The following is a 12,464-nucleotide window of genomic DNA, read 5'->3' on the forward strand; positions in this document are numbered from 1 at the left end:
ATCGAAGGTGAAACTGGTTTTTCCCCCGGATGCGACGGACAGCCTCCAGCATGGCGCCGGCGGCGCATCTCCTACCGGACCCGCAAGGCGATTTCTGCACCCGGCGCGCATCGTGATGGATCGCGGCGCGGTCCTCGCAGTCGGATTTGTCGCGGGTATCTGCGTCGGCATATCGTTCGACCTGCGACGCCCGGCGCCGCCGCCCCAGCCCGCGCCCGTCTCGGTGCCGGTCTCGACGCCGCAATCGTCGCCCCCGCTCCCTGCGGAGGATGCCGTCGACCGGCGCGTCGTTGCGCGCGTGGCGCAGCGTGGCATCGTCCGCGTCGGCGTATTCGGCGACAGCTTCGGCGTCGGATTGTGGGAAGCGCTGGACCACCAGCTCCCGCGCGACAAAGGCTTCGAAGTGTTGCGCTTCGCCAAGGAAGCAACCGGCTTCACGCAATATCATCGCCTGAACCTGGAAGATCGCGCCCGTGAACAACTCGCCGCGGATCCGGTGGACGTGGCGGTGATCTGCTTCGGCGCGAACGACGCCGTGCCCTTCTACGATGCGGGCCATGAACTGCCGTTGCTCAGCGAAGGCTGGAAGCGCGTGGTGGGCGAACGGATCGACCGGTTCGTCGCCGTGACCCGCTCGACCGGGGCGGCCGTCTACTGGGTCGGGCTGCCCGCCATGCGCGACGCCCGGCTCGATGCGTCGATCCAGGCGATGAACGCCTTCTATGCCGAACACATGCGCCGGCTGAACGTGCCGTTCCTCGAAACCCGTTCGCTTTCCGTGGACGCAGAAGGGCGTTACGCCGCCTATCTGCCAGACGACAAGACCGGCGCCCGCAAACTCATCCGTACCAATGACGGCGTTCACATGCTGGGCGTGGGCTATCAGCACCTCACCCAGGGCCTCGCATCAAGCATCGCGGCGATGCGCGACAAGCTGCGTGCCGGCACCGGAACGGATCGCGCCAGATGATCGCGGCGCTGATTGCCGCAATGCTGCTGCAGACCGCTGCGCCGCTCGCGCAGGAAGGGTGCAGCCGGTCGCTTTGCGATGCCGACCGGCTGGCCCCGGTGTTCGAGAAGCTGGCGACCGCGCGCAAGACCGCCCGCACGGTCAGGATCATCCAGATCGGCGACAGTCACACCGCTGCCGATCAGGTGACCGGAAGCTGGCGAACGCTGCTCCAGGCGCGGTTCGGCGCAGCCGGTCGAGGCGTTTTGCCACCCGGGCGGCCCTATGCCGGCTATCTGACACGCAACGTCACCGCCACGCAGACGGGCACCTGGGTCACCAGCGGCATTTTCGGCGCCGCATGGCATCCGGATTGGGCCACGCCGATCGGTCTGAGCGGCTACAGCCTTACCAGCGCCGCCCCCGGTGCCGCCATGGGCCTGCGCGCGGACGACAGCACGCAGCGCTTCGGCCGCTTCACGGTCTGCGCCCTCACCGGTCCGGGAGCCGGGGCGGTAATGCTCACGCTCGGCACCGAGCAACGCAGCTGGTCCCTGGCGGCGCCGGTGCCGGGCAGCGACTGCACCACCGTCGAGACGCAGACGCCGAGCGCCAGCGCCGCGCTCGTGGTTACCCAGGGCGTGGTGACAATCACGTCCTGGGCGACGGAGGCGCCCCCGGCAGGCGGCGTGACCTTGTCCAATCTCGGCACGGTGGGGGCACAATTCCTCCACTATGATCGCACCGATGAAGCGGTGATGGCACGCGAGCTCGCCGCCTATCGCCCCGACCTGCTCGTCCTCGCCTTCGGCACGAACGAGGCCTTCTACCCGCGCTTCACCGCCGGCGGCTACGCGGAACAGCTGAGCGCGGGCATCGCCCGATTGCAGCGGCTCGCACCCGGCGTCCCGATCCTGCTGGTCGGCGCGCCCGATTCCGCGACCAGGCTCGCATCGCTGCAAGGGGGCGCGGGCGGTGTCTCGCCTCCCTGCCCCGGCCTCGACCCCGCAGATCCGTGGCGCCCCACCGCGGCGCTGGCAACGGTGCAGGCGATTCAGCGCCGCATCGCGCATCAGCGCGGCATCGCCTATTGGGACTGGTCGACAAGCATGGGCGGGCGCTGCACCGCCACGGACTGGGCCACCCGCCAGCCGCCGTTGATGCGGGGCGATCATGTCCATTTCACCACGCAGGGCGCCGCAGAGATCGCCCGGCGCCTGGAGGAAGACCTCGAGGATGCGATGGCACCGTCGCGCTCCGAGCCCCGCACCAACGCCACCACATCGCCCAACCGTTGAGTTAGATGCAATTTCCCACGTTGAGCTTCGGGCTCTTCTTCCTGCTGGTCTATGCGGTCACCTGGGCGCTCAACCGTTCGAATGACTGGCGCAAGATCGCGCTGTTGATGGCGAGCTGGTTCTTCTACGGCGCGTGGGATCCCCGCTTCGTCCTGCTGCTGTTCCTGTCCGCCAGCGGCAACTGGCTGCTCGCCCGCGCAATTGCGGCCGCAGCGGCGCAGGCGCGGCAGCGCGGGCTGGTCCTGCTGGGGGTGGTGCTGAACCTGGGGGTGCTGGCGACGTTCAAATATGCCGGGTTCTTCCTCGAGCAGCTGGATGCGCTGCTCTTCTCGCTCGGGTTCGGCCGCGACGTGCCGTTGCTGCAGATATTGCTGCCGGTGGGCGTATCCTTTTTCACCTTCCAGGCGGTATCGTACCTCGTCGATGTCCAGCAGCGGCGCATTCCGCCCGCGAGCTGGTTGGACCTCACGCTGCTGATGTCGTTCTTTCCCCATCTGGTCGCGGGGCCGATCGTGCGCGGGTCGGATCTGCTGCCGCAGTTCCGCACGGCGCCGCGGCTGGACCGTGGGGCGGCCGCAGCGGCGCTGCTGCTGATCCTGTGGGGTGCGTTCAAGAAGGTCGTCGTGGCCTCCGAACTGGCGACGGCGCTGGTCGATCCGGCCTTCCGCGATCCGGCCCATCGGTCGAGCCTGGATCTGTTGTTCGGCGCCTATGGCTATGCGGTGCAGATCTACTGCGACTTCTCCGCCTATTCCGACATGGCGATCGGGCTGGCACTGCTGCTCGGCTATCGCTTTCCCCGCAACTTCGATCAGCCCTATCGCGCCGCCTCGCTGCAGGATTTCTGGCGCCGCTGGCATATCAGCCTTTCCAGCTGGCTCCGCGACTATCTCTACATCCCGCTCGGGGGAAGCCGTAAGGGCCGCTTGCGGACCATGCTGAACCTGTTCCTGACGATGGTGCTGGGCGGCCTGTGGCATGGCGCCAACTGGACCTTCGTGCTGTGGGGAGCGCTCCACGGCGGCTGGCTGGCGATCGAACGCGGGCTCGCACGGCTGGTCGCCGGGCGGGTGACGGTACCGCGGTGGATCGGCATGCTGATCACCTTTCATGTCGTGGTGCTCGGCTGGATCTTCTTCCGCGCGCCCGGCCTTACGGACGCGCTTGCCTATCTGCACGGACTGGGTGCGGGAGACTGGCGCAACACGCTCGTCACGCCGCTGTCCCTCGCACTCGTCGCGATCGGGCTGGCGATGCACGCACTTCCGCCGCGCGGACTGCAGCAGCTGGCGGAACGCATGCGGCACTGGCCAGCACCGCTGGTGGGTGCGTTGCTCGCGCTCGGCCTGCTGCTGATCGGTGCGATGCGCCCCGAAGGCGTCGCCCCGTTCATCTACTATCAGTTCTGAGGAGACGCGGGATGACCATCGGCGCCGAACGGGGCGAAATCGCCGAAATCGGATCCCCCGTGAACCTCGTGCCGGCGCAGGTCGACCGACGCGCACCGTGGCGTTGGACGACCGCCTCGATGGTCGTCGCGGCGCTGCTGCTTGCGCTCGGCAACGGGACGGGGCTGTCCGAATGGGCCGACGACCTGCCCCCCGGCCCCGTCGCCGCCGCGCTGCAGGAACCGCTTCATGCCTGGGCAGCATTCACGGTGCGGTGGCACCAGGACCGACCGGCGCGCTGGTTGCGGAGCCAGTGGATGCAGGCGCGAAAGGCCCGGTTCGGCAACGAGCAGCCAGATGCGGCAGGCGCGGCGGATTCCACCACCGCACCCTAGAGATTGCCGCATTTTCCGAGCCGTTGACCGTAAACGGCCAACTCGAAAATACTGTAGGTGTTTAGTCCCGGCCCTTCGGTGAAGACCGCTTCGAACGATGACAACCTGGAAACGGGACCGCCCTCCCTTTCGACGCCGCAGTGTCGCGGCCATCGGCGTGAGGCGGCCGAGGTATCCCCAAGCCTAGCAGGTTGATTGTAAGTGCCTAGCCCTCGCGCGATCTCCGGCGGAAGCGCAATCGCCACCCCCCGCGACCCCGTGTCGCAGGTCTGCCCGCGCCGCCGCGTCCGTTATTGCGACAGTGCCCCCGCCGTCCGCACCCGCCAGCGGACGAGCAGCGTCGCGAAGAACCAGGCGACGAGCGCAACGCCGGCGCCGAGGATCAGGTCGATCAGATAGTGCGTGCCCTCCACCGGCGTGGAGAGCAGCATCGCGCAGGGGATTGCCGTCAGCCACCAGCGCAAGGGGCCGCAGCGCTGGGCGGCGGCAATGTACAGCGTCGCGGAGGCGGCATGGAAGCTGGGCGCGGAGACCAACCCGCGCAGCTGGCCGACATCGACCACGGTCAGCGTGTGGTCGCGCAGCGCCGGAATCAGGTCCGGCTGCCATAATTCGCTTACCGGCATATAGGGAATCGGCCCGTGCCACAGATAGGAAAACGGCCCGACTGCAGGCATCTGGCTGTAGATCGCCAGCGTCAGCACCGCGGCGATACCGAAGGCGGCGAGAAAGCGATGCGCCTCGCGCCGCTGCCCGGTCACCGCGAACCAGCCGAGCAGCAGCGCCGGCGTGAGGAAGATGCTCTGATAGGCGATGATACCCAGCAGCTGGAGCGAGCGATGCGCCGCAACGGTGCGGTACCAGGCCAGCCAGTCGAACTGGAGAAGCTCGTCCATCCGCTGCAGGCCGGCATCGGCGAACCCCTGGCTCATCGCGGCCACCGGATAGGAGGTAATGGCACCTACCAGCGCCAGCGCCATGAACAGCGCATAATATTCCACCACCTGCGCGAACACGATGCTCCAGCGCCGACCATCGCGCTGGCACCACAGCCGCAGCAGCGGGGCGATCGCGAGGATGGCGTAGTAGGGAATGTTGCTGTGGGCGAAGGGGTCGATCGTCAGGCCCGCCATCCAGAGCAGCAACGCACAGGCGGATACCGCGGCGATCACGGCCGCACCGACCTGCCCGCCCGAAAAGCCGATGGCGGCGCGGGCATCGTCACAAGCCTCGGGAAGCAGCGCGGCTGGAACGGGAAGTGCGGAAGAAGAGTGCGGATCGGTCAAGGAACGTGCTCGTCGAGAGTGCGGGGCGACCCGCCTGCCATTGCTGTCCGCGCGCCGTTTCCGACCCTACCGCGCCGGTGCGTCCCCGCCTAGCCCAGTTCCCGCCTGCCATCCATGGCACTTTACCGCCGGGCAAAGTGCCATGGCTGGTCCAAATGCACGTCGCCGTACGGAAGGGATTCACAGGCGAATCGCGATGTGCTTAGATTCCTGCTATGTTCCAGCCCGATCTCTTCGCCGCCGCCACTCGCGTCCGGCCGGACGCGGCCTCCCCCGCTCCCGCGCTGGATCTGCCTGCCGTGCTCGACCGGCTGAGCGCAACCTGCGAGCGACCGCGCTACAGCTTCATGGTCCTCCAGCTGATCGCCCAGGCAAGCGACCGCACCGGCTGGGCCGGCCCCTGGATCGAACGCGAAGGCCGCCGCCTCTCGGTGCGCGACTGGCTGAGCGAGGCGCTGTCCCCCGTCGCGCGGCGCGATCCGCGCCGGCTGGGACTGGCGGCACGCGCGCGCGCCGATCTGGAGAAGGCAGGTACCCTCCCGGCGGATCCCGAGGCGGCGCGCGCGGCAATCGACGCGGAGGTGCAGCACCGCATCCGCCTCTCCGGCCGCACCAATGTCAGCCGCGCAGTGTCCGAACTGGTGCGCGCCGGCCTGGTGCGACGGCACTATCAGGGCTTTCGCGTCGATCACCACAATCGCGGCGCCCAGCGCCACGCCGTCTATGCGGTGACCGAAGAGGCACGCCGGGCGCTCCACCCGGGCGCCTGACGCCTCAAAGGAAGTAGACCACCACCCCGGCCGCGAGCCCCAGAAGCAGCGCGATCACGAATTCGATCAGGTTGCGCACGATCCCCCCGCCCTTCTGCCGGCGCTGGAAGGTGGAGCGCGGCGCCGGCTGGGCATGGGCGACCTCGAGATAGCCGACCACCCCGCCCGCCCCGGCGGTGAAGACCAGCGTCACCAGCGCGCCGGGGATCGTTTCCAGCGCGATGCCGATCGGCAGCAACACGCCCAGCGGCGCCGCGAGCGCCATCGCCGCGAGCAGCTTGGCGAAGTCGAGATCGTCCTTGGCGACCGGCGCGACCTTCAGCAGATCGGGCGCATCCTCGGCGGAGGCGGCGAGCCAGGCGAGGCTCGACACCAGCTGCCCGGCGATCACCACGCTGGTGAAGGCGAGCGTCGGCGCCATCGGCAGCGATCGCCCGTCGCGAAAGGCGAGCAGCAGGATCGGCGCGAGATACACGATCCGCAGCAGCACCTGGAAGATCAGCGCCGGATCGCGCAGCAGCAGCCGCAGCTCCTTGACGAAGATGGAGGTGAACAGACCGCGGTGGAAATGGCGCGCGATTCCGCCCTTGGCGGTCCGGTTCGCCGCGGGGCGGGCGCCCCCGGCACGGTAGCTGTGCAGAAAGGCGTGGCGCATCCCCCAGGCAGCCAGCGCGAACAGCGCGAGCGCCCCACCGAGCAGCAGCGTCATCGCCAGCGGGTCGCCGAATGCCGCACGCCCCGGCAGGCCGCTGAGCCCGCCGCTGCCATAGCCGCGGCTGCGCAGCGCCTCGAACAGCAGCATGGTGCCCGACTCGCGGCGATCGTCGTGCTGGTTGAGGATCTGGGTGGCAAGGAACACGCTCGCGCCGGTGAGCGCCGCAAGGATCTGCCCCAGCGTCCGCGCCGCGCGCGGGCCCACCGTCCGCGCGAGCAGCAGCGTTACCCCGAGCCCCAGGCACGCTGCCGTGCACGCCAGCGCCACCAACAGCGCCAGTGCGCCGAGCAGCTCGGGATGGCCGAGCAACGCCACCGGCAGCAGGATCGGCAACAGGAAGATCGAGAAGGTGAGCATCACCCCGCCGGCGATGCCCAGCAGCTTGGCCGAGACGATCGTGCGCGGATCGAGGGGCGCGGAGAACAGCAGGTCGAGATCGCCCGCCTCGTACAACGTCCGCTGGCTGGCGAGCAGCGCCTGGGTGGTCATGAAGGTGAACAGCAGGATCGCGGCGATCAGCACGACCAGCCAGGCGAGCGGCCCGGGGCGGAACGGTTCGTCCGCGAGCACCGTCCCGAAAAACACGCCCAGCCCGGTATAGCCGAGCAGCACCAGCGCGCCGACGATCCACCGCGTCTTGCCGCCCCCGGCCGCGCGCGTGGTGCCGCGCAGCTCGTGCAGCGTCAGCCAGGCAAGGCTCCCGGGCGGCAGCCGCCGCATCGCCCAGCCGATCATGACCGGCTCGTCAGGCGGATGAAGGTATCCTCCAGCGTCGCCTCGTCGGATCCGGCGAGCGCGCGCAGCTCCTCCAGCGTACCCTCGGCGAGCAGCGTGCCCCCGGCGATGATGCCGATCCGGTCGGCCAGCCGCTCGGCGACCTCGAGGATATGGGTGGTCACGATCACCGTCTTGCCCTGGTCCACCGCCGCGCGCAGCGCGTCCTTCACCGATCGCGCCATCGCCGCGTCGAGGCCGGTCAGCGGCTCGTCGAGGATCAGCAGCTGCGGATCGTGGATCAGCGCGCCGGCCAGCGCGACCTTTTGCTGCATGCCGCGCGAAAAGCCCTCGCAGCGCGTATCGCGCACCTCCCACAGTTCGAGCCAGCGGAGCAGCCGCTCGGCCTCGGGCGCGGCCTGGTCCGGGGGGATCCGCCAGAGCCCGGCGACGAAGCCGAGATATTCGGCCGGGGTCAGCTTGTCGTAGAGCATCGGCTCGTCGGGGAGCCAGGCGGTGATCGCCTTGGCGTCCTGCGGGCTGGTGCGCGCGTCGATGCCGAAGATCTCGATGCTGCCCGCATCGGGCTCGGTCAGGCCCACGGCCATGCGCAAGGTCGTCGTCTTGCCGGCGCCGTTGGGGCCCAGCAGCGCATAGAGCTGCCCCGCCCCCACCATAAGGTCGAGGCCGGTGATGACGGGCTTGCCGAAGGACTTTTGCAGGCCGGCGATGCGGAGCGCGGGAATGGACATTGGCGCCGATCCTAGCGGCCGCGCGCTTCGTCGCAAGCGCGCCGTGATGGACCTTTTCTGGCGTTCGTTCGTCCCCAGCTTCCGCTACGGACCGGGAGGGGTAAGGATGTTCGCAATGCCAAGCACGATCGCGCCGGAAGTGATCGCCTGCATCGCCGAGGGGCGGCCGCCGACGCCGCACGAACTGGAGCGCGTTGCCCAGCGGGTGCGCGCGGATCTGGGCAACGCACGCCCGGCCTTCGCCTGGGGCGATGCCGATGCTGCGGCCGCGGACCAGCTCAGCCTGCGCGTCGCGGAGATCGCCCTGCTCGGCAGCCGCCGCTAGGGCTGCCCATCGCCCATTGGCAGCGCCGCCCCGAGTTGCTACCGGTGTCAACAACGGTACGCATGGGACGGTGAATCGCATGCGACCCGAGGACAGGATAGTCGGGAGGATCGCATGCGGCATTGGGGCATCTCGGCATGGGCGCTCATTGCCGCGGCACCGGCCCTGGCACAGCCCGCGCCCCGGGAGGATGGCCTCCTCTTCCACCTCTCCGCCGACAAGAGTCTGACCGCGGACGTCGCGCAGGGGGACCCGGTCCCCAACTTCCGGTCCGCCGTCACCATCACGCCCGACGGGGCCGTGGGCGGCGCGGCGCGCTGGGCGGACGAGGGCTATGTCGCCTGGAACGCACCGGGCAACATGCGCGCGGCGCGCGGCACCCTCGCCTTCTTCTGGCGGGCGCGCACGCCGCTGGGCGAAGCGCCGTTCGTGATCTTCCGCGCCGGTTTCGCCGACCATTCGAGCTGGGACATGGCGTTCCTGCGGATCGACTGGAACGGACACGGCTTCGACGCCTTCGTCACCGATGCCAACCTCTCGCGGATCCGCGTCTCGTTCCAGCTGGACCGCGTGCCCGCGCCCGAGGAATGGCAGCACCTCGCCTTTGCCTGGGACGAGACGCAGGGCGTGCGGCTGTTTCGCAACGGGCGTGAAGTTGCGCGGCGCAACCAGGTCGCCGATCTCGATTCCGGCCTCGACCAGTTCGGCATGGCCGGCCGGGTGATCAGCCCGCACCAGGTGCAGAGCCGCTATCATTTCATGCGCGGCAGCGACCTCGATGAAATCCGGGTCTATGATCGCATGCTCGGCCCCGCCGATGTCGCGGCGCTGGCCGACCGCCGCCTGCCGGGCACCCCGCCCCCGCCCGACACCGCCGCCGAACGCGCCGCCTGGCTGCACCGCTATGGCTGGGACAAGGGATCGCCGCCGCCGCTCACCGACAAGACGACGCGCGTCCGCAAGGTCGAGTTCGCCGATGCCCGCGACCAGAAGCAATGGATGTGGAAGGGCGTCGACGGCATCGCCGAGACCACCTGGCCCGGCGTCTACAACCGTTCGCGCCTGCCCGGCCGCGACGACTATTTCGAGCTGCCCGACTGGAACACCTATGTCGAGGGCGGCAAGGCCTACACGCTGACCGTGCCGGCGGGGGAGACATTCAACCGCGTCGAGATCCGCGGCGCCGCCTATGGCGACCTCGCCTGGTCGGCCGATGGCGCAGCTTTCGCCAAGGTAGCGGATCGCGCCAAGGGCGTGGTGCGCTCGGTCGATGTCCTGGCCGAACGCAAGGGCGGCCTATTGCGCTTCAGCAACGTGATGCAGGAGCAGCCGATCCAGGAGTTCTGGGCCTATCAGGTCGATGGCGGCCGCGAGCCGGAGGGTAGCTTCAAGCTCAGCTACCGGGTCAACGCCAAGGCCGCCGCGAACCTCGCCGCGCTCGACAGCCTCAACGCCTATATCGCCGGCCGCTTTTCCCCCGACGAGCGCAGCACCGTGCTGGCCATGCCCAAGTCGGGCGTGCGCGCCGCCGTGGGCGCCGGTGCGGCCGGCGACAGCGGCGCGGCGGTGCGGCCCGCGAACCCCCGGCCGATCGTCCACATCCTGATCCCGTCGAACCTCAACCAGGCCCCGCCCGACCAGCCGCTCGCCCGCGCGTTCAACTATGGCTGGCGCAACCTGCACGACGGGCTGGACGGCATCGCGATCGACCTGCCCGCGCTCAAGGCGAAGCCGAATGCGGACGGGCTGATCCCGCTCAACCTCCGCGTCCATGACCCGATCTGGCCGCAGCGCGACCTGCTCGATTTGTCGGTCTCGGTCCGCCCCGGCGAGGCGCGCACCCTGTGGCTCGACCTGCGCGACCGCATCCTCAGCGACGACAGCCTGTTCCTGACGATCGCGTCGGCCGCGCCCGACTTCGATGCCGAGGCGCTGGAGGGCGCCGAGATCCGCCTGGTCTTCAAGCCCCGCGCGGAAGCCTTGAAGGAACATGTCGCCGATCGCTTCCACCAGGTGAAGGACAATTGGGGCTTCCTGGTCGAGGAACACACCTCGTCCGAACGCGCCGCGCTCTATCGCCGGGTACGCACCGATGCGAGCGACCTGCTCCGCGTCGACCCCGAAAACAGGGAGATGCGCGCCTATTGGGCGGACATCGATTATCGACCGGAAAACATGCCGACCGAGGCGCTACCGCCCATCCCCGCCGGCGTCCCCGCCTGGGCCGCGCGGCAGCTGCAGGACCTGGCGCTTACACGCCGCTTCGTCGAATGGTGGATCGACAACCGCCAGGTGCCGTACGGCGATTTCGGCGGCGGGATCAGCGACGATTCCGATCTGATGCAGCAATGGCCGGGTCTCGCGCTGATGGGGGTGATCCCGGACAAGGTGAACGCGTCGCTGCGCGCACTGGACGACGCCGCCTATCGCAACGGCATGATCGAGGGCGGGCTCGGCACGATCACCACCGACGAGCTGCATGCCTATGAGGAGGGGCTGAACGCCGACGCGGCGCGGCTCTACCTTAACTGGGGCGAGCCGAAGACGGTGGAGCGCCTCTTCGCCACCACCCGGGCGCTGGGCAAGGTGATCCTGCCCAACCCCGCGGGCCATCTCCACTTCGCCAGCAACTGGTATGGCGCGCGGAAGATGTACCGCGAGGGCGCGTTCGAATGGCAGAAGCCCTATAGCTATGTGGTGATGCACGCGCCGATCCTGCTCGGCCTGTTCAACGCGGGACCGCAGGCACGCGGGCTGGTGACCGGCCTCGCCGATGGCTGGCTGGCCCATGGCAAGCAGGATGCCGATGGCCGCTGGAGCTTCCCCAACGAGATCAACTGGCGCACCGACGCGACCCGCGCGGGCGACGGCGGCGGCGTGAGCACGCCGCTCCAGACCGCATGGTCGGCGTACAGCTTCACCGGCGACGCCAAATATCTCCGGCCGCTGCAGGCGAGGCCCGGGTCCGTTGGCGAGATCAACGAGAACGGCCCACTGCTCCCCGAGACGCGGGCGCTGGTGAACGCCAAGGGCGATAGCGAGGCGGCGCGCATCGCCGCCTGGACCCGCAGCGGCGATCCGGCCCCGCTGGTGGCGCTGCACGAAGCAGCGATTCTCGAAAAGTCGGCGCGCCTGTACATGATGACCGAAGGCCATTGGTGGACCGACCGCGTGGAAAGCGAGAACCAGTGGCTCCAGCGTGCCCGGCTGGGCGGCATCGCGCTCCGCCGCAACCAGACCTATCCGGGCAATGCGGTGAGCTGGCGCTTCGCCGACGACGCTGCCGCCGAGCAGGTGGCGCTGCTGGTGCCCGGCGCCACGCCCGCCGGCTTCACCGTAGAGGCGTTCAACACCAGTGCGACACCACAGGACGCGACGATGACGACCTGGAACGTCACGGCCGGCCGATGGACGATGCGCGGCCCCGACGGCACGGTGCGGTCGCTCGATCTCGGCCGGTCGAGCGACGTCGCGATTCACTTTCCCGTGGGTGCCAGCAAATGGGTCTTCGCGCTGGAGGCCGCAGGGGATCCGGTCGAGCGGCGCCCCGACCTGGGTATCGGGCGCGACGATGCGGTGGTGCGCGGCCGGACGGTGACGGTGACCGTCCACAGCCTGGGGCATGTGGGGATAGCGGGCGGCACGGTGATCGTGTCCGGCGCGGCTGGCGAACTGGGCCGCGCGACGATTCCGGCGCTGGAAGCCCCCGACGATCTCCGTCCGCGCACGGCCACGGTGCGGGTGCGACTGACCGGCAGCGCGACGCCCACGAACGTTCGGGTGGCATTACCGGGCGACGCGGCCGAAGTGACGTTGCACAACAACCGCGTGCCGCTGGGAGAACGCTAGGGAGCGCTGCCCCCGGCTCCCCA

General features: G+C 69.3%; 10 protein-coding genes. 7 read left to right on the top strand and 3 right to left on the bottom strand.

From position 1 onward, the window contains the following. Positions 1 to 7: 7 nt before the first annotated feature. Genes SPI01S_RS09875 through SPI01S_RS09890 form a run of 4 tightly spaced genes read left to right on the top strand, consistent with a single transcriptional unit; the run spans position 8 to position 4,030 of the window. Positions 8 to 970 carry an SGNH/GDSL hydrolase family protein gene (locus SPI01S_RS09875; RefSeq protein ID WP_169804494.1) on the top strand — a complete coding sequence of 321 codons (963 nt, stop codon included), beginning with the start codon at positions 8 to 10 and terminating at the stop codon, positions 968 to 970. Beyond that, positions 967 to 2,247 (top strand): GDSL-type esterase/lipase family protein, encoded by a 1,281-nt coding sequence (locus tag SPI01S_RS09880; protein ID WP_066721690.1) that lies wholly within the window; start codon positions 967 to 969, stop codon positions 2,245 to 2,247. Before SPI01S_RS09875 ends, SPI01S_RS09880 begins: the two co-directional genes overlap by 4 nt. A gap of 5 nt (positions 2,248 to 2,252) precedes the next feature. Beyond that, complete coding sequence (locus SPI01S_RS09885; RefSeq protein ID WP_066721692.1) at positions 2,253 to 3,656, top strand: MBOAT family O-acyltransferase; 1,404 nt, start codon at positions 2,253 to 2,255, stop codon at positions 3,654 to 3,656. Between the two features lie 11 nt (positions 3,657 to 3,667). Then, entirely contained in the window at positions 3,668 to 4,030 is a 363-nt protein-coding gene (locus SPI01S_RS09890; protein WP_066721694.1) for a hypothetical protein, read from the top strand. A gap of 290 nt (positions 4,031 to 4,320) precedes the next feature. On the opposite strand, the gene SPI01S_RS09895 is transcribed toward SPI01S_RS09890, so the two are convergent. After that, positions 4,321 to 5,316 carry a phosphatase PAP2 family protein gene (locus SPI01S_RS09895; protein WP_066721696.1) on the bottom strand — a complete coding sequence of 332 codons (996 nt, stop codon included), beginning with the start codon at positions 5,314 to 5,316 and terminating at the stop codon, positions 4,321 to 4,323. A gap of 215 nt (positions 5,317 to 5,531) precedes the next feature. Between SPI01S_RS09895 and SPI01S_RS09900 the strand changes: the two genes are divergently transcribed. After that, entirely contained in the window at positions 5,532 to 6,086 is a 555-nt protein-coding gene (locus SPI01S_RS09900; RefSeq protein WP_066721698.1) for a hypothetical protein, read from the top strand. 4 nt (positions 6,087 to 6,090) lie between these two features. Here the strand turns inward: SPI01S_RS09900 and SPI01S_RS09905 are convergent, their stop codons facing one another. Further along, entirely contained in the window at positions 6,091 to 7,536 is a 1,446-nt protein-coding gene (locus tag SPI01S_RS09905; protein ID WP_245653542.1) for a hypothetical protein, read from the bottom strand. Further along, the gene (locus tag SPI01S_RS09910; RefSeq protein ID WP_066721700.1) at positions 7,533 to 8,267 is read right to left on the bottom strand and encodes an ABC transporter ATP-binding protein; all 735 of its coding nucleotides are present in this window, start codon (positions 8,265 to 8,267) and stop codon (positions 7,533 to 7,535) included. Before SPI01S_RS09910 ends, SPI01S_RS09905 begins: the two co-directional genes overlap by 4 nt. 115 nt (positions 8,268 to 8,382) lie before the next feature. Between SPI01S_RS09910 and SPI01S_RS09915 the strand changes: the two genes are divergently transcribed. Together SPI01S_RS09915 and SPI01S_RS09920 are read left to right on the top strand one after the other, a co-directional pair. Further along, positions 8,383 to 8,592, top strand: a complete 210-nt coding sequence (locus SPI01S_RS09915; protein ID WP_245653543.1) for a hypothetical protein — start codon at positions 8,383 to 8,385, stop codon at positions 8,590 to 8,592. 114 nt (positions 8,593 to 8,706) lie between these two features. After that, entirely contained in the window at positions 8,707 to 12,441 is a 3,735-nt protein-coding gene (locus SPI01S_RS09920) for a LamG-like jellyroll fold domain-containing protein (protein ID WP_066721704.1), read from the top strand. Positions 12,442 to 12,464: the final 23 nt, after the last annotated feature.

The sequence above is a fragment of the Sphingomonas pituitosa NBRC 102491 genome (assembly GCF_001598435.1).
Classification (GTDB): domain Bacteria; phylum Pseudomonadota; class Alphaproteobacteria; order Sphingomonadales; family Sphingomonadaceae; genus Sphingomonas; species Sphingomonas pituitosa.